The sequence below is a fragment of the Bradyrhizobium sp. AUGA SZCCT0169 genome (assembly GCF_018130085.1).
Classification (GTDB): domain Bacteria; phylum Pseudomonadota; class Alphaproteobacteria; order Rhizobiales; family Xanthobacteraceae; genus Bradyrhizobium.
Window position 1 is genome coordinate 23,888 of sequence record NZ_JAFCMC010000014.1, and the last position, 25,401, is coordinate 49,288.

The window sequence follows — 25,401 nt, forward strand, 5'->3', positions numbered from 1 at the left end:
CGCGCCGATCAACGGTGGAGCCACATACGGATGGCAAGGAGCAACTGCTCGGTGTTGACTGGTTTTGCCAGATAGTCCGACGCTCCGGCCTCGAGGCATTTCTCGCGGTCGCCCTTCATCGCTTTTGCGGTCAGCGCGATGATGGGCAGGCGGCCAAACGACGGGTTTTGCCTGATCACCCCGATGGTCTGGTAGCCGTCCATCTGCGGCATCATGATATCCATCAGCACGATCGCTATCTTGGGATTGGATTCGACCAGCGCAATGGCCTCATGGCCGGTGGTCGCCGTCAGCACCTTCATGCCGCGCCGTTCCAGCACGCTCGACAGCGCGAAGATGTTCCGGGCGTCGTCGTCCACCAGAAGCGCGGTCTTGCCAACGAGATCCTCATCGGAACTATTGAGTTTCTCCAGCATCCTCTGCTTTTCGACCGGCAATTCCGTGATCACACGGTGCAAAAACAGCGACGTTTCGTCGAGCAGGCGTTCCGGCGATTCCACGCCCTTGACCACGATGCTGCGGGCCATGGTGTGGAGTTCCGCGTCTTCCTCGGCGGAAAGTTCCCGCCCGGTGAACACCACCACCGGCACATTCGACAGCGCCTCGTCGTTGCGGATCTGGTCGAGTACCTCGAAACCGCTCATGTCCGGTAGCCGCAGATCCAGCACGACGCAGTCGCAGGGGTTGTCGCGCAGGGTCGAGAGGGCGCCGGCGCCGGTATCGCTGGTGAGGATCTCGATATCTACGTGATCGAGCAGGGCCTTGATGCTCATCTGCTCGGCGGCGTTGTCTTCCACAATCAGAAGACGCTTGCGCCGCGGCTTGGCGTATTCCTTGATCTGGGACAGTGCGGCGCTGACGCCTTCGGTGGTGGTCGGCTTGTTGACGAAGGAAAACGCGCCGCGTGCCAGCGCGTGCTGGCGATCCTCGTCGAGCGTGATGATCTGCACCGGAATGTGCCGGGTCAGCGGATTATGCTTGAGCTGGCTCAGCACGGTCCAGCCCAGCATGTCCGGCAGGAACACGTCGAGCGACACCGCCGTGGGCTGGAACTGCTTGGCGAGCTCAAGCGCCTCGGCGCCGCGATTGGCGACCAGGACCTTGAAGCCCTTGTCGCGGGCGAGATCGATCAGCACCCGCGCGTAGTGCGGATCGTCCTCGACGATCAGAAGGATGGTGTCGCCGGCCTCGAGATTGAGCCGGTCATCCGGCAGCTGCTCGATCACCCGCTCCTGGGTCGCGGCAACCTGCAGCGCCGGCGCGGTCAGATAGGGCGACGGGGCAGGGGTGCGCGGCGCGACGGTGGGCCCGGAATATTTCAAGGGCAGATACAGGATGAAGGTGCTGCCCTTGCCGGGCGCGCTGCGCAGATGGATCTCGCCTCCGAGCAGGCTTGCAAGTTCGCGGCTGATGGCGAGGCCGAGGCCCGTGCCGCCATATTTCCGGCTGGTGCCGGCATCGGCCTGCTGGAACGCCTCGAAGATCAGCTTCTGCTTTTCCGGCGGGATGCCGATGCCGGTGTCGGTGACCTCGAAGGCCACGACCGCGGGGGCATGGTTCAGGATCGGGTGCTCCGCGCTCCATCCGCCGACGGCTGCGGACACGGTCAGCCGCACACCGCCTTCGGCGGTGAACTTGAACGCGTTCGACAGCAGATTCTTCAGCACCTGCTGCAGGCGTTTGGAGTCGGTCACCATGCTGCGGGCGAGGTTCTCGTCGACGCTGATGTTGAACGAGAGCTGTCGGTTGTCGGCTTCGTGCCTGAACGGCCGGCCGACGGTTTCCAAAAGGTTCGAGGTCAGGATTTCCTCGGCATCGACCGTCACCGTTCCGGATTCGATCTTGGACAGGTCGAGGATGTCGCTGATCAGGTTGAGCAGGTCGGTGCCGGCGCCGTGGATGGTGCGGGCGAACTCGACCTGCTTGGCCGACAGATTGCCGTCGGGGTTTTCGGTGAGCTGCTGGCCGAGGATCAGGATGCTGTTGAGCGGCGTGCGCAGCTCGTGCGACATGTTGGCGAGGAATTCGGACTTGTACTTCGAGGTCAGCGAAAGCTCGGTCGCCTTCTCCTCGAGCGCGCGCCGCGCCTGTTCGATTTCCTGGTTCTTTCTTTCCACCTCGACGTTGCGTTCGGCGAGCTGCTGGGCCTTCTGCTCGAGCTGTTCGTTGGTCTGCTGCAGTTCCTTCTGTTGGGTCTGCAATTCGCCGGCGAGCTGCTGCGACTGCTTCAACAGGCCTTCGGTCTGCATCGTGGCCTCGATCGAATTGAGCACGATGCCGATGGAGTCGGTGAGCTGTTCGAGGAAGGTCATCTGCGAGGTCGTGAACGAGCTGATCGATCCGAGTTCGATGACGGCCTTCACCTGGCTTTCGAACAGCACCGGAAGCACGACGAGATTTCGCGGGACCACGCGAAGAAGGGCGGAGTTGATCGGGGTGGCGTCGGCGGGAATGTCGGAAAGAATGCGCTGGCGCTTGTCCATCGCAGCTTGCCCGACCAGCCCTTGGCCGAACTGCACGACCTCCTTGTGCGGGCTGGCGCCGTCGCCGGCATAGGCCGAGAGCAGGCGCAGCTGCGGATTTTCCTCGTTCTCGACCTGGTAGATGACGCCCATATGGGCGTTCACCAGCGGCGTCAGTTCGGTAAGCAGCAGCCGGCCGACCGTGGTGAGATCGCGCTGGCCCTGCAGCATGTTGGTGAATTTGGCGAGGTTGGTCTTCAGCCAGTCCTGTTCCGAGTTCACGTCCGTGGTCAGGCGGAGAGTGCCGATCATGGTGTTGATGTTGTCTTTGAGTTCGGCGAGTTCGCCGCGTGCGTCGACCTGGATCGAGCGGGTAAGGTCGCCTTTTGTCACCGCGGTCGCGACCTCGGCGATGGCGCGCACCTGCGAGGTCAGATTGGCGGCCAGCAGGTTGACGTTGCCGGTAAGGTCCTTCCAGGTGCCGGCAGCGCCGGGCACGTTGGCCTGGCCGCCGAGCCTTCCTTCGACGCCGACTTCGCGCGCCACCGAGGTGACCTGATCGGCGAAGGTCGCCAGCGTCTCGGTCATGTTGTTGATGGTATCGGCGAGCGCGGCGACTTCGCCCTTCGATTTCACCGTCAGGTCCTGCTTCAAATCGCCGTTGGCGACCGCGGTCACCACCTTGACGATGCCGCGGACCTGTTCGGTCAAATTGGCCGCCATGAAGTTGACGGTGTCGGTGAGGTCCTTCCAGGTGCCGGCGACACCGGGCACCTGCGCCTGGCCGCCGAGCTTGCCCTCGGTGCCGACCTCGCGCGCGACGCGGGTGACTTCGCCGGCGAACGCGTTCAGCTGATCGACCATCGTGTTGATGGTGTTCTTGAGTTCGAGGATTTCGCCCTTCACGTCGACCGTGATCTTGCGCGACAAGTCGCCGCGCGCCACCGCCGTGGTGACCTCGGCGATGTTGCGGACTTGCGTCGTCAGGTTGGCTGCCAGCAGGTTGACGTTGTCGGTCAGGTCCTTGAACGTTCCGCCGACGCCGGGCACCACCGCCTGGCCGCCGAGGCGTCCCTCGGTGCCGACTTCGCGCGCGACGCGGGTCACTTCGGCCGCGAACGAGCGCAGCTGTTCGACCATCGTGTTCAAGGTGTCCTTGAGCAGCAGGATTTCGCCGCGCACGTCCACGGTGATCTTCTTGGACAGGTCGCCGCCGGCGATCGCGGTCGCGACCTCGGCGATGTTGCGGACCTGCGCCGTCAGGTTGGAGGCCATGAAGTTGACGTTGTCGGTGAGGTCCTTCCAGGTGCCGGCGACTTCGGGCACTTGCGCCTGGCCGCCGAGCTTGCCTTCGGTGCCGACTTCGCGCGCCACGCGCGTCACCTCGGAGGCGAAGGCGTTGAGCTGATCGACCATCGTGTTGACGGTGTTCTTCAGCTCGAGAATCTCGCCCTTGACGTCCACCGTGATCTTCTTGGACAGGTCGCCCTTCGCCACCGCCGTGGTCACTTCGGCGATGTTGCGGACCTGGCCGGTGAGGTTGCCGGCCATCGAGTTGACGTTGTCGGTAAGATCCTTCCAGGTGCCGGCGACGCCGGGCACGTTGGCCTGACCGCCGAGCCGGCCTTCGGTGCCGACCTCGCGCGCCACGCGGGTCACTTCGCCCGCGAAACGGTTGAGCTGGTCGACCATCGTGTTGAGCGTTTCCTTGAGCTGCAGGATCTCGCCGCGCACGTCCACGGTGATCTTGCGCGACAGGTCGCCGCCCGCGATCGCGGTCGCGACTTCGGCGATGTTGCGGACCTGCGCGGTCAGATTGCCGGCCATCGAGTTCACGCTGTCCGTCAAGTCCTTCCAGGTGCCGGCGACGCCGGGCACTTCGGCCTGGCCGCCGAGCTTGCCGTCGGTGCCGACCTCGCGCGCCACGCGGGTCACTTCGCCGGCAAAGGCGTTGAGCTGGTCGACCATCGTGTTCAGCGTTTCCTTCAGCTGAAGGATTTCGCCTGACACGTTCACGGTGATCTTCTTGGACAAATCGCCCTTGGCGACGGCGGTGGCGACTTCAGCGATGTTTCGCACCTGGCCGGTGAGGTTGCTGGCCATCGAGTTGACGCTGTCGGTCAAGTCCTTCCAGGTGCCGGCGACGCCGCGCACCAGGGCCTGGCCGCCGAGCTTGCCTTCGGTGCCGACCTCGCGCGCGACGCGGGTGACTTCGCCGGCAAACGCGTTGAGCTGGTCGACCATCGTGTTGACGGTGTCCTTCAGCTCCAGAATTTCGCCGCGCACGTCGACCGTGATCTTCTTCGACAAGTCGCCATTGGCGACCGCCGTCGTCACTTCGGCGATGTTGCGGACCTGAGCCGTCAGGTTGCTCGCCATCGAGTTGACGCTCTCGGTGAGATCCTTCCACGTGCCGGCGACGCCGAGCACGTTGGCCTGACCGCCGAGCCGCCCGTCGGTACCGACCTCGCGCGCGACGCGCGTGACTTCGCCGGCAAACGCGTTGAGCTGGTCGACCATCGTATTGAGGGTTTCCTTCAGCTGAAGGATTTCACCGGATACGTTGACGGTGATCTTCTTGGAAAGGTCGCCGCCCGCGATCGCGGTCGCGACGTCGGCAATGTTACGGACCTGCGCGGTCAGGTTGGAGGCCATGAAGTTGACGTTGTCGGTGAGGTCCTTCCAGGTACCGGCGACGCCGGGCACCTGGGCCTGACCGCCCAATTTGCCTTCGGTACCGACCTCGCGCGCGACGCGCGTCACTTCGGAGGCAAACGAGTTGAGCTGGTCCACCATCGTGTTGATGGTGTCTTTCAATTCCAGAATTTCGCCGCGGACGTCCACCGTGATTTTTCGCGAGAGGTCGCCGCGGGCCACCGCGGTGGTGACGTTGGCGATGTTGCGGACCTGCGCGGTGAGGTTGCCGCACATCGCGTTGACGGAGTCGGTGAGATCCTTCCAGGTGCCGGCGACGCCGGGCACGATCGCCTGACCGCCGAGCTTGCCGTCGGTGCCGACTTCACGGGCCACACGCGTCACTTCGGAAGCGAACGAGCGCAACTGGTCCACCATCGTATTGATGGCTTCCTTCAGTTGCAGGATCTCGCCGCGGACGTCGACCGTGATCTTTTTCGACAAGTCGCCATTGGCGACCGCGATGGTGACTTCGGCGATGTTGCGGACCTGGCCGGTGAGGTTGTTGGCCATGGAGTTGACGCTCTCGGTCAAATCCTTCCAGACGCCCGTGACTTCCGGCACCTGCGCCTGGCCGCCGAGCTTGCCCTCGGTACCCACCTCGCGCGCGACGCGCGTCACTTCCGAGGTGAACACGCTGAGCTGCTTGATCATCGTGTTGACGATGTTGGCGGACTGCAAAAATTCGCCGCCCAGCGGGCGGCCATCGACATCGAGTTGCACGGTCTGCAGCAGGTCTCCCTGCGCCACGGCGGCGACCGCCCGGGTCACCTCGCGGGTCGGCCAGAGCAGGTCGTCGATCAGGGTGTTGACCGACCCTTCCATGTCCGCCCACGAGCCGCTCGAAAGATCGAATTTGACGCGCTGGCGGGTTTTGCCCTCGCGGCCGACGACCTGTCCGACACGCTCCAGCTGCTGCGCCATTCGTTGATTGGCGGCGACGATCTCGTTGAAGGTGTCGGCGATCTTGCCCTCGATGCCGAGATGATCGCCGGTCATCCGCACCGAGAAATCGCCGGAGCGCATCGCCTGCAGCGCGTGCAGCAGGTCCTGCATCGGGTCGGGCGTGCCGTTGGCTTGCGCCTTGGCTTTGGAGACGCGGCGGACCGGAGGTGATGCTCCAGGGGAAAGATCACTCATGGTGTCTCCTCGAGGCGATTTCGCGCGAATCTGGCCGCTGGTATGCGATTGCGCCATAAGACGTGCCGCCCGATCGGAGATCAAGGTGGAACAGCAGGTGATGCAGCAAAATCAATGACATGGAACCCAGCCCGAACTGTTTAAAACCGCTCGGATGCTTTTGGTTCCACCGCCCCGGGAAAAAAGTTCCATATTGTGAAAGGCCGTTAACCATTGCGGGCTTCGGGCTTTCCTTGATGAACGCGCCGCAAACAAAAAACGCCCCGGCAAAGCCGGGGCGTTGGTTGCTGACAAAGCTTGGGAGGGGTCTTAAGAACCCTTCGGATTGATCTCGGTGTAGTTGCCCTTGGCATCCCACTTGTAGACGACATAGTCGATCGCCTTGATGTCGCCCTTGGCATCGAAGCCCATCTTGCCGAGCACGGTATCCCACTCACCGGCCTTGATGGTTTCCATCACCTTCTTCGGGTCGGTCGTACCGGCCTTTGCCACCGCCTTCGACCAGACCTGAATCGTGGCGTAGGTGTAGAGGGTGTAGCCTTCGGGATCGATGTTCTTGGCCTTGAACTTGGCGACGATCTCCTTGGCGGTCGCCTTGTTGCGCGGGTCGGGACCGAAGGTGAACAGCGTGCCTTCGGCGGCGGGACCCGCGATCGAGGCGAACTCCTTGTCGTTCAATGCGTCGCCCGCCATCAACACCGTCTTCAGGCCCTGGTCGCGCATCTGGCGCAGGATCAGGCCGGATTCTTGATGATAACCACCGACAAAGACCAGATCGATATTGTCGCGCTTCAGCCGCGACACGATCGCGTTAAAATCCTTGTCGCCCTTGTTGTAGGATTCGAACATCTTCTCGGTGACGCCGGCCTTGTTGAGCGCCTTCTTGGTTTCGTCGGCGAGGCCTTTGCCATAGGTGGTCTTGTCGTTGAGGATGGCGACGTTCTTGCCCTTGTAGTTCTTGACGATGTAATCGGCGGCGACCAGGCCCTGCTGATCGTCGCGGCCGCAGACGCGCGCTACGTTCCAGAGCTTGCGCTCGGTGAACAGCGGGTTGGTGGAGGCCGGCGTAATCTGCAGCACGTTGCCGTCGGCATAGGCTTCCGACGCCGGGATCGACGAGGACGAGCAGAAGTGACCGGCGACGAACGGGATCTTCGCGCTGGCGAACTTTTCCGCCACCGAGCGCGCCTGCTTGGGATCGCAGGCATCGTCGCCGACCTGCAGCGCCAGCTTCTTGCCTGCGACGCCACCGGCGGCGTTGATGTCGGCCACCGCCTGTTCGGCACCGTTTTTCATCTGCCGGCCGAATGCGGATTCGCCGCCCGTCATCGGGCCCGCCACTGCAATATTGATGTCCTGCGCCAGCGCGCTCGCCGATAGCGCGAATGATGCGCCCAATGCCAGGCCGATGAGTTTCAGTGATTTCATGAGTGTCCTCGCGGGGATAATCGCTACGGGACGCACCCGGCGAACCGGGTACGCAAACCAGGGCCATTGTCCGCTGATTTTGCGGCGAAGTCATCGGCAAAATTCGGGCAAGTCCACGGTCCGTTCGCAGCATCTTGCCGCAGACCTATGTCGTCCCGGCCTAGTGCGCAAATTGCGCAAGGGGGGGCCGGGACCCATAACCACAGGCTTTAGTTGGGGTGAAACGTCTAACTTCAGCGCAAATCGTGAGATCACGCGGTATGGGTCCCGGCCCCGTGCGCAATTGCGCACTAGGCCGGGACGACGCGGGAGGCTAGCCCCGCCGGCCGCCCTCCAGATAGGCGGCGCGGATTTCGGGGCGCTGCAGCAATTCGCTGCCGGTGCCGGAGAGCGTGATCAGGCCGTTGACCATGACATAGCCGCGATGGGCGAGTTTCAGCGCGTGATTGGCGTTTTGTTCGACGATCAGCACGGTCAGGCCGTCCTGCCGGTTCAGGGTCCGGATGGCGTCGAAAATCTGCCGCGCGATCAGGGGGGCGAGGCCGAGCGACGGCTCATCGAGCATTAGCAGGCGCGGCCGGCTCATCAGGGCTCGGCCGATCGCCAGCATCTGCTGCTCGCCGCCCGACAAGGTTCCGCCGCGCTGGGTCATGCGTTCCTTGAGCCGCGGGAACAGGTTGAAAATGCGCTCCAGGCCGCTGGCGCGGTCGGCCTCGCTGGAATTGGTCGCGTCGGCGCCCATTTGCAGGTTTTCCGCCACGCTCATGCGTGGGAAAATCCGGCGGCCTTCCGGGGACTGGGCGATGCGCAGCCGCGCGATCTCGTGCGTCGGCACGCCGGTGATGTCCTGGCCGTCATATTCGATCCGGCCGGCGCGGGCGCGGGGCCTGCCGAACACCGTCATCATCAGGGTCGATTTGCCGGCGCCGTTGGCGCCGATCAGGGCGACGATCTCGCCGGCGCCGACCTCGATATCGACGCCTTTCAGCGCCTCGATCTTGCCATAGGCCGCGCGCAAGCCGCGGATCGCGAGCAGGGGCGTTGTCGGGGACGATGCGGTCACGTTCCGCTCTCCATCACCGCGATGGCTTCCTCCTCGTCGGCGCCGAGATAGGCGGCGATCACCCTGGGGTCGTCGCGGACGTGTTGCGGCGTGCCCTCGGCGATCTTGACGCCGTAGTCCATCACGACGACGTGGTCGGAGATTTCCATCACCACCGACATGTCGTGCTCGATCAGGAGGATCGAGGTGCCCTGATTCGCGCGGATAGCGAGCAGCAGCTCGCTCAGGCTTGCGCTCTCCCGCGCGTTCAGCCCGGCGGCCGGCTCGTCGAGGCAGAGCAGCGCCGGTTCAGTGCACATCGCGCGCGCGATTTCGAGGCGGCGCTGGTCGCCGTAGGGCAGGTTGCCGGCGGCATCGTCGGCGCGGTCGAGCAGGCCAATGCGCTCCAGCCACGTTCGCGCCAGATCGATCGCCGCTTTCTCCGCGACGCGCCACGACGGCGCGCCGATCAGTCCGAGCAGGGTGAGGCCGGAGGCGCGCATGAGCGCATTGTGCTGTGCCACCATCAAATTCTCCAGCGCCGTCATGCCGGGAAAGAGCCGGATGTTCTGGAAGGTGCGCGCGACTTTCGCCTGCTTGGAAATCCGGAAATCGTTCAGCCGCTCGAGCTGGATGTTGCGGCCGTCATCATGCGCCAGCCGCATGCTGCCGCTGGTCGGCTTGTAGAAGCCGGTGATGCAGTTGAAGACGGTGGTCTTGCCGGCGCCGTTCGGTCCGATCAGCGCCGTGATCTTGCGCCGTTCGGCGCCGAAGGAGAGGTCGTTGACCGCGACGATGCCGCCGAAGCGCATCGACAAATGATCGACGGAAAGGATGTGGTCGGCGCTCATCCGTGCCCCTCCTTGACGAGGTCGGACGAGATCGCCTGGTTGCGTTCCAGGAACACGGTCGGCGCACGGTGACCGATCAGACCGCGCGGGCGCCAGATCATCAACAGCACCATCGCCATGCCGAACACCAGCATGCGATACTGGTCGAGCCCGCGGAACAGTTCGAAGCCGCCGATCATGGCAAGCGCCGCCAGCGCCACGCCCAGCTGCGAGCCCATGCCGCCCAGCACCACGATCGCCAGCACCAGCGCCGATTCATGGAAGGTGAAGGATTCCGGGCTGATGAAGCCTTGTCTGGTCGCGAAGAACGCGCCGGCGAGCCCGCCGAACATCGCACCGGTCGCAAACGCCGTCAGTTTTGTCGTTGTCGTGTTGATGCCGAGCGCGCGGCAGGCGACTTCGTCCTCGCGCAGGGCTTCCCAGGCGCGGCCGATCGGCAGGCGGCGCAGCCGGATCGTCACCCAGTTGGTGAGCAGCGCCAGCGCCAGGATCAAATAGAACAGAAACACGATGCGGTGGGTCGGCGAGAATTCGATGCGGAGCATGGCCGCGAGCCCGTCGTCGCCGGGCGAGAGCGGAATGCCGAACATGGTCGGCCGGGGAATGCCAGTGACGCCGTTCGGACCGCCGGTTACGCTTTGCCAGTTGAGCAGGACGAGGCGGATGATCTCGCCGAAGGCGAGGGTGACGATGGCGAGATAGTCGCCGCGCAGTCGCAGCACGGGAAAGCCGAGCAGCACACCCCAGAAGGCGGCGAGGATGCCGGCCAGCGGCAGACAGATCCAGAACGACAGCCCGAAATTGGTCGCCAGCAGCGCGTAGGAATAGGCGCCCACCGCATAGAACGCGACATAGCCGAGGTCGAGCAGGCCGGCGAGGCCGACCACGACGTTCAGCCCCCATCCCAACATCACATAGGTCAGCACCAGGATGCCGAGATCCAGAATGTAGCGCTCATTGTAGAAGATCACCGGCACCAGAAAGGTGAAGATCAAGAGCAGCGGCGCGACGAGGCGAGCCCCGAGCGAGAGCGCCGATGTCACCTGTGGCGGCACGACGCGCACGGTGCCGACCGGTCCCCACCATTGCCGCAGCAACTCGACGACGATGCTGCCGCCGAACACGGTTGCGACCATCATGGCGAGGTCGCCGAAGCGGGTCCAGTAGGTCAGTTGGCCGTCTGATCCTGCTTCGGTGCGCACGCCGATCATCAGCGAGAACAGCACCAATGCTACCAGCGCGCTGATCAGGGCCTTCTTGAAGATGAAGGCGACGCCCGGTGCGCGTGAGGTTTGCATGGCGGCGGCGGGGTTTGCGCTCACGCGGCGGCCCGTCAGACTTTTTCGACTTCAGGCCGGCCGAGCAGGCCGGTCGGAAGGAAGATCAGGACGACGATCAGGATCGAAAACGCCGCGACGTCCTTGTATTCGACCGAGAAGTAGGCCGACCATAGCGTCTCGATCAGCCCGATCAGGAGTCCGCCCAGCATCGCGCCGGGCAGCGAGCCGATGCCGCCGAGCACGGCGGCGGTGAACGCCTTGATGCCGGCGACGAAGCCCATGAAGAAATCGACCAGGCCGTAATAGAGCAGGTACATCATGCCGGCGACCGCGGCGAGCGCCGCGCCGATCACGAAGGTCATGGAGATGGTGCGGTCGACGTCGACGCCGAGCAGCGAGGCCATGGTCTGGTCCTGCTCGCAGGCGCGCATGTCGCGGCCGAGCCGCGTGCTCGATACCAGCCAGGTGAACAGCGCGAGCAAGACGACGGTCGTGATCACGACGATGATCTGGATGTTGGACAATTGCACCACGAAGCCGCCGGCGCCCTCATGCAGCGTGTAGCCGCCGGTGATGATCGGCGGCACCGGTTTGACACGCGCGCCCTGCGCGACTTGGGAATAATTGGTCAGCACGAATGACATACCGATGGCTGACAGCATCGGTGCGAGGCGGAACGAATGCCGCAGCGGCCGGTAGGCGATGCGCTCCACCGTCCAGCCATACAGCGCGGTGATCGCCATCGATACCAACAGCACGACCAGCAGGATCAGGGGGATCGCGGTCAGGCCGAACGAAACCAGGATCAGGAACGTGATCAGGGCAATGAAGCCGCCGATCATGAAAATATCGCCATGGGCGAAATTGATCATGCCGACAATGCCATAGACCATGGTGTAGCCGATGGCGATCAGGCCGTAGATCGAGCCGAGCACGAGGCCGTTGATCAGTTGCTGGGCGAAATAATCCATGCGCTGCCGTATCTAGAGGTCAACGCGCCGAGGCCACCGGCAGCCTTGATCGATGCGTCGTATCGTTTTCTTACAGTTTGGAACCGGGGGCGGCAACAGTGGCGGCTGCGGCTTAAAGGGCTTGTACAGAGCTAGTTTTGAACTGCCGGTTCCCAGGGAGTTCCTTGGGTCACAATGCCAACACGGCTTTGCCGCGCAATCATCCCGCTGGAACCGGTGTTCCCCCGCAACCAAACTCCCGACTTCTCGTTGACTGCGACGACGTTCAACAAGGGAGATTCCCATATGAACAACCCGACCCAAAAGCCGGGCCAGCAGAACCAGAACCCGGGTCAGAAGCCCGGCCAGCAGCAGCAGGGCGGTGGTCAAAAGCCCGGTCAGCAGCAGCAGGATCCGAGCCGCCGTCAGGGCGAGCGACCCGGCGAGATGCCGGATCAGGACCGCTAGTTCGAAAGTAAGGAAAGTAAGGAAGGCCCCGCCCAGGCGGGGCTTTTCTTTGGCCGGCCCTGTTGTCTACTCGTCACCCCCGGGCTTGACCCGGGCGTCCATCATTTTTTGAAGAGCGATGGATTGCCGGGTCAAGCCCGGCAATAACAGGTGTACTCCGGGCCGGCCGCCGGCCAATTAAGGTAAACAAAGGGTTTAAATTGCCGCTCGCCGTTTAAGGGAGTTACGTCGCCGTCAGCCCGCCGCCTCGAAGCGCGGCGGGACCAACGGGAAGCGACATGGCCAAACACTGGCGGCTCAGTTCACTCAGCGGCGTGCTGCTGGCGGCGTATTTCATTCCGGCCTGGACCCTGATCGCGTTCAAGATCATGGTTTCGCCGATCCACGGCCTCTACGACCGGCCCAACATTTCGCTGGCGCTGTTCGTCAGCGATCATCTGCAACTGGCGGGCGCGGCGACCGTGCGTTTCGCCTGGCTGTTGGCGCTCGGGCGGATGACGGTGGTGGCGTTCTTTGCGGTCTTCCTAGTGTTCGTGACCCGCGCTACGATCCGCAAGAGTGGCGGCTGCAACGAAGCGCTCGGCATGGCGCTGGCGATCGGCAGCGTCATCAGCTTTGCAAGCGTGTTGCTGGCGTCGCAGGCCGGCGAGACCGCCGCCCTTCGGATGCATGCGGCCGAACTGTTGATGATGCTCGGCACCGTGATCGTGATGCTGGTCGAGCCACCGGCGCAGAAGCCGGCGGATGCCAGCGCCGGCTCAGGCGAGCTATCCCTTCAGCAGACCTAGTTCGGCGACGATCGCTGCGGCTTCCTTGACGGCGTGGTTGGCCGCCGGCACGCCGCAATAGATCGCCTGCTGCAGGATGATCTCCTTGATATCGTCAGGCGTGAAGCCGCCTTCGGCGAGGGCCGCGCGCACATGCAGGCGGAATTCATCCCACTGCCCGAGCGCGACCATCGTGCCGATCACCAGCACGCGGCGGGTGCGATGGTCGAAATGCGGCCGGGTCCAGATATCGCCCCAGGCATAGCGGGTGATCAGGTCCTGGAAATCGCTGTTGAACGCATTGCGGCCCGCGATCGATTTGTCGACCCATTCATTGCCGAGCACTTTTCGGCGCTGGGTCATGCCGTTCTCGCGGCGCTTGTCGTCGTCCATTGCTGTCTCCTTCCGTCATTGCGAGCGCAGCGAAGCAATCCATCGTGCAACCAAGGAAGTATGGATTGCTTCGCTGCGCTCGCGATGGCGATTGTTAGCGTTGCGTAAGGAAGCCGACCACCGCGTCGGTGAAGGCGTGCGGCTGCTCGACATTGGAAATATGCGCGGCGTCCAAAATCGTCATGCTGGCGCCGGGAATCTGGCTGCGGATGAATTCACCCGCCGCAACCGGCGTCGACATGTCGTGGCGTCCGGCAATCACCAGGGTCGGGCTCTTGATCTTCGGCAGCATCTCGCGGTTATCCAGCGTCGACAGCGCCTCGCAGCAGGCAAGGTAGCCCTCGACCGGCGTCGACAGCATCATCGCCTTCATGTTGGCGGTGATCTGCGGCTCGCGTTCGCGAAAATCCGCCGTCAGCCAGCCGCCGATCACGGTGTCCGCGACCGCTGATATGCCGCCTTCCTTCACCGCCTTGATGCGGTTGTGCCAGTTGGTCGGGTCGGGATAGTGGCAGGCGGTATTGGCGAGGATGAGTTTGCCGAATCTCTCCGGCGCATTGGCGCCCAGCCATTGCCCGACCATGCCGCCCATCGACAGCCCGCACCAATGCGTCTTGGCAATATTCAGATCGTCGAGGATCGCCAGCACGTCGCGGCCGAACCGCTCCATCGAATAGGGCCCGGGCGGCACGCTGGATTTGCCGTGGCCGCGCCGGTCGTAACGGATAACGCGAAACACCTCCGTGAGCGCCTTCATCTGCGGCTCCCACATCTGCATGGTCGAGCCCAGCGAATTCGACAGCATCAGCGTCGGCCCGCCGTCGCGGCCTTCGACGGAAACATTGAGCAGGCAGCCGTCGGCGTCGATCATCGGCATGGTGTTTTCCCTCGTCATGCGCGGGCTCGACCCGCGCATCCATCAAAAAAGATTCTATTCAAGAAGATGGATTGCCGGGTCAAGCCCGGCAATGACATCTATTGAATGTCCAGTGAAGCGAGCAGGCGGTCGATCAGGGCTTGCGAGGCGCCCTGATAGGCCATCGGCTCGAACAGTTTTGCGATTGTGTCCGTGCTGAGCTGCGCGGTGATATTTGAGTCCGCGCCAATTACGTCGCGCAGATGCTTCTTTTCGGCGACGGCTTTCTTGCTGGCCGCCTCGATCAGATGATGTGCGGCGCTCTTGCCGATTTTCTCAGCCAGCGCGAACGTCACCGCTTCGGCCATGATCAGCCCATCGGTGGCGTCGAGATTGGCGCGCATCCGCGCCACATCGACTTCCAGCCCCTCGGCGATGTCGACGATGGCTGCAAGCGCTCCCGAGGTGACCAGCAGCAAGCTCGGCAGGGTCGGCCATTCCGCGTGCCAGGGGCCGGCGCTGCGTTCGTGGTCCTGGACCTGGGCGGCAAAAATCGTTGCCGCCAGGTTGGGCGCCATGGTGGCGGCGGCGAGCGCGGTCGCGGCCGCCACGGGGTTGCGCTTGTGCGGCATGGTGGAGGAGCCGCCGCGGCCTTCGCCCGACGGCTCAAAGGCTTCGCCGACGTCGGTCTGCATCATCAGGGAAACATCGCGGGCGATCTTGCCGCAAGTGCCGGCGAGGATGGCGAGCACGGATGCGGCCTCCGCGATGCGGTCGCGGTGGGTGTGCCAGGGCGCCTCGGGCAACGGCAGTTTCAGCTCCTGCGCCAGTTTTTCGGCGACCAGCATTCCCTGGTCGCCGAGCGCGGCGAGCGTGCCGGCGGCGCCGCCGAACTGCAGCGCCAGCGTCTCGCTGCGCAATCGCCGCAGCCGCTTCTCCGAGCGGTGCAGGGCCGCGGCATATTCGGCAAGCTTGAGGCCGAACGGCATCGGCAGTGCATGCTGCAGCCAGGTGCGGCCGACCACCGCGGTGTTGCGGTGCTGGCGTGCCAGTTTGGCAAAGCCCGCGATGGCGCGGGCGGTGTCCGTGAGCAGCGCATCGATACCGGCGCGCAGGCCGAGCATGGCGCCGGTATCGATCACGTCCTGGCTGGTCGCGCCCCAATGCACGTAGCGCGCAGCGTCGGCGTCCAGCTTCGCCACATCAGCCGTCAGCGCCTTGACCAGCGGGATCGCGAGATTGCCGGACCGCGTCGCGGCCTCGGCCAATGCGGCAAGGTCGAATGATTCGGCCCGGCAGGCGTTCGTGATCGGGCCCGCCGCTTGGTTCGGAATAACGCCGATCGCGGCTTCGGCGCGGGCCAGCGCGGCCTCGAAATCCAGCATGTTCTGCAGGCATGCGGTATCGTCGCACACCGCGCGCATCGCGGCGCTCGACAGCATCGGGGCAAGCAGTGGGGACAGGGATGTGCTCATCTGTGCGGACCTAACCATCCCAAGTTGGCGTTGCCAACCCGGTTGGTCACACCAACCTGGGTTGGCAATGGCAACCCGGTTGGCGGTATCCCGGTCACAACACCGGCCGCCAAAATTTGCGGCATTGCGGCGATCCCTGTTTGGCTTTGCGAATATGCATCGCTCGTCGTCCCAGGGCGGCCTTTCCTTCTGCGCGGCCGTGCATTACTTGGGAGAACAGTTTTGAAGCGTTACAGGAGACACCACCATGGCCATGACGATGAACGGCGAAGTCCAGCTTGCGGCGTCGCGCGAGGCCGTGTGGGCCAAATTGAACGATCCGGAAGTGCTGAAGGTCTGCATCCCCGGCTGCGAGGAGCTGGAAAAGACCGACGAGCATGGCTTCCGCGCCACCGCGAAAATGAAGGTCGGGCCGGTCTCCGCCCGCTTCAAGGGCAAGGTCACGCTGAGCGATCTCGACCCGCCCAACGGCTACAAGATCTCGGGCGAGGGCGAGGGTGGCGTGGCCGGTTTCGCCAAGGGCGGCGCCACGGTGGCGCTGGCCGAAAAGGATGGCGGCACCTTGCTGAGCTATAATGTCGAGGCCCAGATCGGCGGCAAGCTGGCCCAGCTCGGACAGCGCCTGATCAACGGCTCGGCCAAGAAACTGGCCGACGAATTCTTCGCCAATTTCGCCAAGGCGGTGCAAGGCTGAGGCTTGGCAGCCTCCTGGCCCCGTCCAAGATTCCCCGCCTCAAGTCCAGCCCGAATATCCCGTCAAGAGTCCCGCTAAGCCGCATCTGGCCATGCCGGAAGTGAGTGACTGCCAAGGTTGCTCATTGCCGGGATGGCCCATATTATGGCCTTGGAACGATTTTAAACGCCTGCGCAGCCGATATGCGGCAGTGCAGCTCAAGAGAGTGCTGATGGCCAAGATTTCCCTGATCGTGAACGGCAATCCCGTAAACGCCAATGTCGACCCCCGTACCCTCCTGGTCCAGTTTCTCCGCGAAAACCTGCGGCTGACGGGCACCCATGTCGGCTGCGATACCTCGCAGTGCGGCGCCTGCGTCGTCCATCTCGACGGCAAGGCGGTCAAATCCTGCACCACGCTGGCGGTCATGGCCGACGGCCATGAAGTGCGGACCATCGAGGGCCTGGCCGCCGACGGCGCGCCGTTGCACCCGATGCAGGAAGCCTTCCGCGAGCACCACGGGCTGCAATGCGGCTTCTGCACCCCCGGCATGATCATGACCGCGGTCGATTTGGTGCACCGCAAGGGCAACGACCTTTCGGACCACGTCATTCGCGAAGAGCTCGAAGGCAATCTGTGCCGCTGCACCGGCTATCAGAACATCGTGACCTCGATCGCCGCCGGCGCCAAGGCGATGGCCAAATCCGACCTTGCTTAGATCCGACCTGGCGTAAGTCCGCCTCGCATCACCGAATTCATCGCGACCGCGATCAGGAAGTCCTCATGTACGAATTCAAATATCATCGCCCCGCGACCGTGCGTCAGGCCGCCAATCTCCTGGTGAAGAACGAAGACGCCAAGGTGATCGCCGGCGGCCACACGCTGGTGCCGGTCATGAAGCAGCGGCTCGCGAGCCCGCCGCATCTGGTCGATCTCTCCCATATCGATGGCCTCGACGGCATCGAGATGAAGGGCCGTTCGCTGGTGATCGGCGCCACCGCCAGGCACGCCGCGGTCGCCACATCGGCCGTCGTGGGCGAAGCCATTCCGGCGCTGGCCGAACTCGCCGGTATGATCGGCGATCCTGCGGTGCGCCACAAAGGCACCATCGGCGGCTCGCTCGCCAACAACGATCCGACCGCGGATTATCCCGCAGCCGTACTGGCGCTCGGCGCCACCATCGTCACCAACAAGCGCCGGCTGAAGGCCGAAGAATTCTTCCAGGGCCTGTTCACGACGGCGCTCGAGAGCGACGAGATCATCACCAAGGTGATGTTCCCGGTGCCGAAGAAGGCGGCCTATATCAAATTCCGCAACCAGGCCTCGCGCTACGCGTTGGTCGGTGTGTTCGTCGCCAAGCGTCCGTCGGATGTCCGCGTCGCCGTCACCGGTGCCGGTTCGGACGGCGTATTCCGCGCCGAACCGTTCGAAGAGGCGTTGAAGAAGCGCTTCTCGCACAAGGTGCTCGATGGCGTTTCCGTTCCGGCCGAAGGGCTGAACAGCGACCTGCACGGCAGCGCCGAGTATCGCGCGCATCTGATCGGCGTACTGACGCGCCGCGCCGTCGAAGCCGCGACGGCGAAGTAAGTTTGCCGTTTCCCGGCTCAGCAAGATTGGCTTTGTCATGAGTGCATCGGCGCTACCGAAATCCGTCGATGCGATGCAGGATTTGCTGACCTCGCGCGGCTATCTCGCCGAGCGGTCGCTGGCGACGGTGACCTATCTGTCGCTGCGGATGGGCCGACCGCTGTTCCTCGAAGGCGAGGCCGGCGTCGGCAAGACCGAAATCGCAAAGGTGCTGTCGGCCGCCCTTGGCCGCAAGCTGATCCGTCTGCAGTGCTACGAAGGCCTCGACGTTGCCTCCGCGGTCTACGAGTGGAACAGCGCAGCGCAGATGATCGCGATCCGGCTCGCGGAAGCCGGCGGCGACACTGACCGCGACCAGCTTTCCAGCGATATTTTCGCCGAGCGCTTCCTGATCAAGCGGCCGCTGCTGCAGGCGCTGGAGCCCGATGTGGCCGGCGCGCCGGTGTTGTTGATCGACGAACTCGACCGCGCCGACGAGGCGTTCGAGGCGTACCTTCTGGAAATCCTCTCGGACTTCCAGGTGACGATTCCCGAATTCGGCACCGTGAAGGCGCCGCAAGCGCCGATCGTGATCATCACCTCGAACCGCACCCGCGAAATCCACGACGCGCTGAAGCGCCGCTGCCTCTATCATTGGGTGGATTATCCCAATGCCGAGCGCGAGCTGGCGATCGTCAAATCGCGCGTGCCGGATATCTCCGCAAAGCTCTCGCAGCAGGTGGTGCGCTTCGTGCAGGCGCTGCGCGATCAGGATTTCTACAAGTCGCCCGGCGTCGCCGAGACCATCGACTGGGCCACCGCGCTGACCGAACTCGACGCCCGCTCGCTGACGCCGCAAGTCGTCGGCGACACGCTGGGCGCGCTCCTGAAATACCAGGACGACATCGCGCGGATGCAGGGCGACACGCTGCAAAAGGTTTTGAAGGAAGCGACGAGCGACTAGCCGTCATTCCGGGGCACGCAAAGCGTGAACCCGCAATCCATTCGTCAGCACGCACGCTGCTCAATGGATTCCGGGCTCGCGCCAAGGGGCACGCCCCGGAATGACGATAGAGATTGGTTCCATGACAACCATCGATCACCTCAATCCGCCCACCGGCCAAATGGCCGACAACGTCGTCGGCTTTGCCCGCGCGCTGCGCGCGGCCGGGATTCCGGTCGGGCCGGGTGCGGTCATCGATGCGCTCAACGCGCTGCAGGTGATCGAGATCGGCAATCGCGCCGATGTCTACGCCACGCTGGAAGCGATCTTCGTCAAGCGTCACGAACATGCGCTGATTTTCAAGCAGGCCTTCGACCTGTTCTTCCGCGCCGCCGAAGAGTGGAAGTCGATGCTGGATTCGGTGCCGCTGCCGGACCATGCCAAGAAAAAGCCGCCGCCGGCCTCGCGGCGTGTGCAGGAGGCTTTGGCGCAACCCTCGATGCGCGAGGAGGCCCCGCCGGCCCAGGAGCAGGAGCTGCGGCTCTCCGTCTCCGACAAGGAGATCCTGCAGAAGAAAGATTTTGCGCAGATGAGCGCGGCCGAGATCGCCGAAGTGACGCGCGCGATTGCGGACATGCGGTTGCCGCAAGCCGAGCTGCGCACCCGCCGCTATCAGCCGGACGCGCGCGGGCTCAAGCTCGACATGCGCCGGACGCTGCGCGGCTCCTTGCGCACCGGCGGCGAGATCATCGACATCCGAAAGCTCGGGCGGATCGACAAGCCCGCGCCGATCGTGGCGCTGCTCGATATCTCCGGGTCGATGAGCGAATACACCCGCCTGTTCCTGCATTTCCTCCATGCCATCACAGATGCGCGCAAGCGCGTCTCGGTGTTCCTGTTCGGCACCCGCCTGACCAATGTGACGCGCTCGCTGCGAGCGCGCGATCCCGACGAGGCACTGGCGCGCTGCTCGTCCTCGGTGGAGGACTGGGCCGGCGGCACCCGTATTGCCACCTCGCTGCACTCGTTCAACAAATTATGGGGCCGGCGCGTGCTCGGGCAGGGCGCCATCGTGCTCTTGATCTCGGACGGGCTGGAGCGCGAGGCCGACGACAAACTGGCGTTCGAGATGGACCGGCTGCATAGATCTTGCCGCCGCCTGATCTGGCTCAATCCGCTATTGCGCTATGGCGGGTTCGAGGCCAAGGCGCAGGGTATCAAAATGATGCTGCCGCACGTTGACGAATTCCGCCCGGTGCATAATTTGAGTTCAATGGAAGGGCTGATCGAGGCGCTTTCGGCGCCGCCTCCGCCCCATCATCGCAGCGTGATCCGATCGGCAGCTTGAAACGAGGCCCGCTATGCTCAATCGCGACGAAGACATCCTGCAGGCCGCCGAGGCCTGGCAAAAGGCCGGTCATGGGGTTGCGCTGGCGACCGTGGTCGAAACCTGGGGCTCAGCGCCGCGCCCGGCCGGCTCCAGCCTGGTCATCAATGACGACGGCACGTTCCTGGGCTCGGTGTCCGGCGGCTGCGTCGAGGGCGCTGTCGTCACCGAGGCGCTCGACGTGATCGCCAGCGGCCAGCCCAAAATGCTGGAATTCGGCGTGGCCGACGAGACCGCCTGGAATGTCGGGCTAAGCTGCGGCGGCACCATCCGTGTCTTCGTCGAGAAGGTAGCGCAGTCGTGAAGCTCCAAACTCTTTCCGAAGTGAACATCGAGCGCGCCGCGCGGCGGCCGGTGATCGTGATCACCGATACCGCCAATGGCGACCAGCGCCTCGTAAAAGCAAAAGACATCGCGACCGATCCCCTGCGCGGCGAGCTTTCAAAGCAATTGCGCATGGGCAAGAGCGGCATGATCGAGGCCGCCGGCAAAAAGCTGTTCCTCAACGTCTACGCACCGACCGCACGGCTCGTGATCGTCGGTGCGGTCCATATCAGCCAGGCGCTGGCGCCTCTGGCGCGTTCGCTGGATTATGATGTCACGGTGGTCGATCCGCGTACCGCGTTCGCCAGCCCCGAGCGTTTTCCGGATGTGCCTTTGATCGCCGAATGGCCGGACGTGGCGCTGCCGCCGCTCAATGTCGATCGCTACACGGCATTCGTCGCGGTCACGCACGATCCCAAGATCGACGACCCGGCGCTGCTGCACGCCTTTGCGCGCGACTGCTTCTATATCGGCGCGCTCGGCTCGCGAAAGACCCATGCCAAGCGTGCCGAGCGGTTGAAGGCGCAGGGTGCGTCCGATGCCGACATCGCGCGCATCCATGCGCCGATCGGGCTGAACATCGGCGCGGTGTCGCCGTCGGAAATCGCGGTCTCGATCATGGCCGAGATTACCGCCGAACTGCGGCTGCCGAAGGAAAATGTGAAAGAGCAGGCGGCATGAAGTTCGGCCCCGCCAGTCCGGCCGACGCGATTGGCGGCGTCACCGTGCATACGCTGCGTCAGGGCGCCTTGGTGCTCAAGAAAGGCACGACCATTGGTCCCGGCGAAGTCGAGGCGCTGACCAAGGCCGGCGTCAAGGAAATCGTCGTGGTGCGGTTGGAAGACGGTGACGTCTCCGAAGACGTCGCGGCCGCCAGCATCGCGCAGGCGGTGGCGGGCGAGGGCGTCAATGTCGAGCGCGCCTTTACCGGCCGTTCCAATCTGTTCGCCGCCCAGGCCGGCGTGCTGGTGGTCGACCGCGCCGCGGTCGACCGCATCAACGGCGTCGATGAAGCCATTACCTTTGCAACCCTTGCCGCCTTCAAGCCGGTGGTCGAAGGCGAGATGATCGCGACCGTCAAGCTCATTCCATTCGGCGTCGAAGCGAAACTGCGCGACGCCGCCGTTGCCGTCGCAGGCAAGGGCGCGCTGCGGATTGCGCCCTATAGCATCAAGCGCGTCGGCGTGGTCTCGACCCTGCTGCCGGGGCTGGCGCCGAAGGTGATCGAGAAAACGCTGCGCGTCACCGCCGAGCGCCTGGCGCCGGCGGGCGCCAGCATCATCGCCGAGCGGCGCGTACCGCATGACGAGACCGTGCTCGCCGCCTCGATCAAGGAGTTGCTCGGTCTCGGCGCCGAACTCGTGATCGTTTTCGGCGCATCCGCGATCGCGGACCGCCGCGACGTGATCCCGGCCGCGATCACTGAAATCGGCGGCGCGATCGAGCATTTCGGCATGCCGGTCGATCCCGGCAATCTGCTGCTGATCGGCAGCGCCGGCGGCGTGCCGGTATTGGGCGCGCCGGGCTGCGCGCGCTCGCCGGTCGAGAACGGATTCGACTGGGTGCTCATGCGCCTGCTCGCAGGCCTGAAGGTGACGCGCGCCGAACTCACCGGCATGGGCGTCGGTGGCCTGTTGATGGAAATCGTCACAAGACCGCAGCCGCGCACCGTTGCCGACACCGAAGCCAGCCGCAACGTCGCGGCCATCGTGCTGGCGGCGGGACGTTCGACGCGGATGGGCGGACCCAACAAGCTACTCGCCGAACTCGACGGCAACAAGCTGGTGCGGACCGTGACCGAGCACGCGCTGGCCTCGAAGGCGATGGAGGTGATCGTCGTCACCGGCCATCAGGCCGATCTGGTCGAGCAGGCACTGGCCGGTTTGAGAGTGAAATTCGTGCGCAATCCGGATTTCGCCGGCGGTCTTGCAAGCTCGGTGAAAGCGGGTATCGCGGCGGTGCCCGCGAATGCCGACGGCGCGCTGGTGTGCCTCGGCGACATGCCGCTGATCGATGCCAAACTGATCGACCGGCTGATCGAGGCGTTCGAGCCGGATCGGGGGCATCTGATCGCCGTCCCGGTCAGCGATGGAAGGCGCGGCAATCCGGTGCTGTGGTCGCGGCGTTTCTTCCGCGAATTGATGACGCTGGATGGCGACGTCGGCGCCCGCCACCTCATCGCCAAGCACGCCGAGGCTGTGGCCGAAGTCCCGGTCGAGGGCGAAAGCGCGTTTCTCGATATCGACACCCCTCAGGCGCTGGAAGCGGCGCGCAGGTCCTAGCCGAACCCTATCCACGTCGTCCCGGCTTTGAGCCGGGACCCATACCGCGTTGTGCTATCGGCTGAAGCGAAGTGGCCGACACCTCCTACAATCGCAACCGCCGCGGCGTATGGGTCCCGGCTCAAGGCCGGGACGACAAACCGATAGATCGGTTGTTATCCCACCCCCCGAATTCAACCTTCCATTCACCAAGTCTCAACTCCCTCCCGGCTAGATTCCGCCCGCTGTCTTGGGGGATGGGGATCTTGATCGTTTCGACCGCTGCCGCGCAGCGCCGCGCGCTATTCATTCTTGCGCTCACTTTGGTGATCGGCGCGTCGCGTTTCGTCACTGAAAGCTGGGCGGCCGGCGCGTTGGCGGTCGGCAAATGCGGCGCCTATGGCCAGGCCTATGATTATCCTGCCGAAGAGACCGCGCGTGCCGCCGCGCTGAAGCAATGCAAGGGCGACTGCACCGCCGTGACCATGAAGCGCGCCTGCGCCGCGTTCGCCATCGACATGGCCAAGCCCTGCGGCGCCCATGGCTATGCCGTGAAACCGAAGATTTCGAGCTCGCTCAACGCCGCGACCAAGAAGTGCTACGAATTCGGCGGCAAGGAATGCGTGATCCGCGCCTGGGCCTGCGACGCCAAGGGGTAGTTTTTCACCATCGTCATTCCGGGGCGATGCGTTAGCATCGAACTACGATGTGCTATTGCACATCGGAGAATCTCGATATTGCTATCCCGTTATTATTAATCTCGAGATTCCGGGTTCGTGTCTTCGGCACGCCCCGGAATGACCTCGGAGTAATCAATGCAATTCGACACTAAAATCGCGGTCGTGATTCGGACCGATCTTGAACCGTGGCAGAAGCTCAACGTGGCCTCGTTCCTGGCTGGCGGCATTGCCGCTTCGTTTCCCGAATGCATCGGTGAGCCCTATGGCGACGGCTCTGGCACCAAATATCTGTCGCTGATCGGCCAGCCGATCCTGATCTATGGCGCCGATCGCGCCGCGCTGTCGCGCGCGCTCGAACGCGCGCTGGCGCGGGACGTGACGCCTGCGGTCTATACCGAGGACATGTTCAAGACCACGCATGACGCCGCCAACCGCGAGGTGGTGAAAGCGGTGATCCGCGCCGAACTCAATCTCGTGGGGCTCGCCATGCGCGCCGAGCGCAAGGTGATCGACAAGATCGTCGACGGGCTGAAGTTTCACAGCTAGGAAGCGTCGAACTTGGAGCGTTGCTGCCAGGCGGAATCGCCGGCGCCGCCCCATGCGTCCTTTGGAGAGGATCATCCTCACCTCAGGCCGCTAGGGTACGCCAAACGAGGCCGACCATCTGTGCCGGATTTCACGGTTCCGGCAAGATGGCTGCGGCCAATTCAGGCCGGCGGCAAACCGAGCGCCTGTCCGGCCTCGATCCAGACCGGCAATTCGCGCTGATACAAGGCGTTGCTTTCCTTGAAGCCGATCGCCGGTTCGAGCACGAAGGTAGACAGAATTTCCTTCACCTTCGGATCATTATTGGCCGCCACGCAGAGTTCGGACAACCGGTCGACGATCGGCTGCGGCGTCGCCTTCGGCACCGCCCAGCCCGAGAAGCCGCTCACGGTGAAGAATTTCGAGGTCGCGCCGAGTTCAGGCAGCGTCTTGACGTGCGGGATCGCATCGACCTTCTTGGAATGCACCGCGAACACGACGCCGGCGTTGCTTTGCAGCACGGATTGCGCGGCCGTGTAGCTGCCCATCGCGACGTCGAGGGTGCCGTCCGCGATGCCCGTCCACATCGGCGCTTCACCCCGGTAGTGGATCGGCTCGATGTTGAGACCATACTGCTTGTTGAGTTCATTGATGGTGATGTGCGGGGATGAGCCGGCGCTGTAGGTGCCGAAGTTCATCTTGCCGCTCTTGCGCGCGAAAGCGACGAAGTGGTCGAATGTCTTGATGCCGGATTTCGTGCTCGCGACCAGCAGCAGCCCGGCGCCCGGGATGATGCTGACGAGCGCCAGGTCCTTGTCCATGTCATAGCCGGGGTTCTTCATCATGACCCGGTTCATCACGAAGGTCGTCGAGATCGAGCACAGGATGGTGTGGCCATCCGGCTCCGCGCGCGCGACTTCCTGGGCGCCGATCGAACCGGAGGCGCCTGCCTTGTTTTCGATGACGACGGTCTTGCCCACTTGCCTCGAGATGTAATCGCCGAAGCCGCGCGCCAACAGGTCGGTCTGCCCGCCCGCCGGGTAGCTGCAGACCATCCGGATTTGCCGCGACGGCCACGCGCCCTGCGCCGACGCCCCGCGCAACAGGAACGGCGCCGCGGCGGCGGCGGTACCGGCAGCGATGAAGTGGCGGCGATTGAATTTCGTTGACATGATTCCTCCCTGAATTGGCGGAGAGGGTATCGCATCGTCGGGCTTCCGCCATGCGCGAAAGGCG

Annotated in this window: 21 protein-coding genes and 1 pseudogene; 12 read left to right on the forward strand and 10 right to left on the reverse strand. The window is 64.1% G+C overall.

Annotated features, from left to right (window positions below):
• Window positions 1-8: 8 nt before the first annotated feature.
• From JQ609_RS17680 to JQ609_RS17705, 6 genes and pseudogenes are all read right to left on the reverse strand, one after another.
• Window positions 9-6,203 (reverse strand): annotated as a pseudogene (locus JQ609_RS17680) (HAMP domain-containing protein); the annotation flags it as partial.
• Window positions 6,204-6,605: 402 nt separating this feature from the next.
• A complete protein-coding gene (locus tag JQ609_RS17685) occupies window positions 6,606-7,724 on the reverse strand; it encodes a branched-chain amino acid ABC transporter substrate-binding protein (RefSeq protein ID WP_212204597.1) in 1,119 nt (372 codons plus the stop codon).
• 313 nt (window positions 7,725-8,037) lie between these two features.
• Window positions 8,038-8,787, reverse strand: a complete 750-nt coding sequence (locus JQ609_RS17690) for an ABC transporter ATP-binding protein (protein WP_212204599.1) — start codon at window positions 8,785-8,787, stop codon at window positions 8,038-8,040.
• A complete protein-coding gene (locus JQ609_RS17695; protein ID WP_212274353.1) occupies window positions 8,784-9,617 on the reverse strand; it encodes an ABC transporter ATP-binding protein in 834 nt (277 codons plus the stop codon). Before JQ609_RS17695 ends, JQ609_RS17690 begins: the two co-directional genes overlap by 4 nt.
• Window positions 9,614-10,915, reverse strand: a complete 1,302-nt coding sequence (gene livM, locus JQ609_RS17700) for a high-affinity branched-chain amino acid ABC transporter permease LivM (RefSeq protein ID WP_212274433.1) — start codon at window positions 10,913-10,915, stop codon at window positions 9,614-9,616. Before livM ends, JQ609_RS17695 begins: the two co-directional genes overlap by 4 nt.
• 35 nt (window positions 10,916-10,950) lie before the next feature.
• Window positions 10,951-11,868 carry an ABC transporter permease subunit gene (locus JQ609_RS17705; protein ID WP_057853065.1) on the reverse strand — a complete coding sequence of 306 codons (918 nt, stop codon included), beginning with the start codon at window positions 11,866-11,868 and terminating at the stop codon, window positions 10,951-10,953.
• Between the two features lie 285 nt (window positions 11,869-12,153).
• Here JQ609_RS17705 and JQ609_RS17710 point away from each other — a divergent pair, with 285 nt between their 5' ends.
• Complete coding sequence (locus JQ609_RS17710) at window positions 12,154-12,315, forward strand: hypothetical protein (RefSeq protein WP_212204606.1); 162 nt, start codon at window positions 12,154-12,156, stop codon at window positions 12,313-12,315.
• A 278-nt stretch (window positions 12,316-12,593) separates the two neighbouring features.
• The gene (locus JQ609_RS17715) at window positions 12,594-13,103 is read left to right on the forward strand and encodes a hypothetical protein (protein WP_212274354.1); all 510 of its coding nucleotides are present in this window, start codon (window positions 12,594-12,596) and stop codon (window positions 13,101-13,103) included.
• On the opposite strand, the gene JQ609_RS17720 is transcribed toward JQ609_RS17715, so the two are convergent.
• The 3 genes from JQ609_RS17720 to JQ609_RS17730 form a co-directional block, all read right to left on the reverse strand.
• The gene (locus JQ609_RS17720; RefSeq protein ID WP_212274355.1) at window positions 13,083-13,475 is read right to left on the reverse strand and encodes a carboxymuconolactone decarboxylase family protein; all 393 of its coding nucleotides are present in this window, start codon (window positions 13,473-13,475) and stop codon (window positions 13,083-13,085) included. The genes JQ609_RS17715 and JQ609_RS17720 overlap by 21 nt on opposite strands.
• 94 nt (window positions 13,476-13,569) lie before the next feature.
• Window positions 13,570-14,352: a 3-oxoadipate enol-lactonase gene (gene pcaD, locus JQ609_RS17725; protein WP_212274434.1), complete on the reverse strand. Its 783-nt coding sequence runs from the start codon at window positions 14,350-14,352 to the stop codon at window positions 13,570-13,572.
• Window positions 14,353-14,450: 98 nt separating this feature from the next.
• Window positions 14,451-15,806: a 3-carboxy-cis,cis-muconate cycloisomerase gene (locus JQ609_RS17730; RefSeq protein WP_212274356.1), complete on the reverse strand. Its 1,356-nt coding sequence runs from the start codon at window positions 15,804-15,806 to the stop codon at window positions 14,451-14,453.
• 247 nt (window positions 15,807-16,053) lie between these two features.
• On the opposite strand from JQ609_RS17730, the gene JQ609_RS17735 reads away from it, so the two are divergent.
• From JQ609_RS17735 to JQ609_RS17780, 10 genes are all read left to right on the forward strand, one after another.
• Window positions 16,054-16,500 (forward strand): carbon monoxide dehydrogenase subunit G, encoded by a 447-nt coding sequence (locus JQ609_RS17735; protein WP_212204615.1) that lies wholly within the window; start codon window positions 16,054-16,056, stop codon window positions 16,498-16,500.
• Window positions 16,501-16,711: 211 nt separating this feature from the next.
• The gene (locus JQ609_RS17740) at window positions 16,712-17,197 is read left to right on the forward strand and encodes a (2Fe-2S)-binding protein (RefSeq protein WP_192734115.1); all 486 of its coding nucleotides are present in this window, start codon (window positions 16,712-16,714) and stop codon (window positions 17,195-17,197) included.
• A gap of 65 nt (window positions 17,198-17,262) precedes the next feature.
• Window positions 17,263-18,066 carry a xanthine dehydrogenase family protein subunit M gene (locus tag JQ609_RS17745; protein WP_212274357.1) on the forward strand — a complete coding sequence of 268 codons (804 nt, stop codon included), beginning with the start codon at window positions 17,263-17,265 and terminating at the stop codon, window positions 18,064-18,066.
• A gap of 37 nt (window positions 18,067-18,103) precedes the next feature.
• Complete coding sequence (locus JQ609_RS17750; protein ID WP_212274358.1) at window positions 18,104-19,009, forward strand: MoxR family ATPase; 906 nt, start codon at window positions 18,104-18,106, stop codon at window positions 19,007-19,009.
• Window positions 19,010-19,130: 121 nt separating this feature from the next.
• The gene (locus tag JQ609_RS17755; protein ID WP_212274359.1) at window positions 19,131-20,336 is read left to right on the forward strand and encodes a VWA domain-containing protein; all 1,206 of its coding nucleotides are present in this window, start codon (window positions 19,131-19,133) and stop codon (window positions 20,334-20,336) included.
• A gap of 13 nt (window positions 20,337-20,349) precedes the next feature.
• Window positions 20,350-20,679, forward strand: a complete 330-nt coding sequence (locus tag JQ609_RS17760) for an XdhC family protein (protein WP_212036957.1) — start codon at window positions 20,350-20,352, stop codon at window positions 20,677-20,679.
• Complete coding sequence (locus JQ609_RS17765) at window positions 20,676-21,380, forward strand: XdhC family protein (protein ID WP_212274360.1); 705 nt, start codon at window positions 20,676-20,678, stop codon at window positions 21,378-21,380. The genes JQ609_RS17760 and JQ609_RS17765 overlap by 4 nt, the downstream gene beginning before the upstream one ends.
• The gene (locus JQ609_RS17770) at window positions 21,377-22,981 is read left to right on the forward strand and encodes an NTP transferase domain-containing protein (protein ID WP_212274361.1); all 1,605 of its coding nucleotides are present in this window, start codon (window positions 21,377-21,379) and stop codon (window positions 22,979-22,981) included. The genes JQ609_RS17765 and JQ609_RS17770 overlap by 4 nt, the downstream gene beginning before the upstream one ends.
• A gap of 248 nt (window positions 22,982-23,229) precedes the next feature.
• On the forward strand, window positions 23,230-23,619 hold the full coding sequence (locus JQ609_RS17775) for a DUF4189 domain-containing protein (RefSeq protein ID WP_409363368.1): 390 nt from the start codon (window positions 23,230-23,232) through the stop codon (window positions 23,617-23,619).
• Between the two features lie 156 nt (window positions 23,620-23,775).
• Window positions 23,776-24,186, forward strand: coding sequence for a DUF2000 family protein (locus JQ609_RS17780; protein WP_212204635.1), 411 nt, complete (start codon window positions 23,776-23,778; stop codon window positions 24,184-24,186).
• A 161-nt stretch (window positions 24,187-24,347) separates the two neighbouring features.
• Here the strand turns inward: JQ609_RS17780 and JQ609_RS17785 are convergent, their stop codons facing one another.
• The gene (locus tag JQ609_RS17785) at window positions 24,348-25,337 is read right to left on the reverse strand and encodes a tripartite tricarboxylate transporter substrate binding protein (protein ID WP_212274362.1); all 990 of its coding nucleotides are present in this window, start codon (window positions 25,335-25,337) and stop codon (window positions 24,348-24,350) included.
• Between the last annotated feature and the right edge of the window lie 64 nt (window positions 25,338-25,401).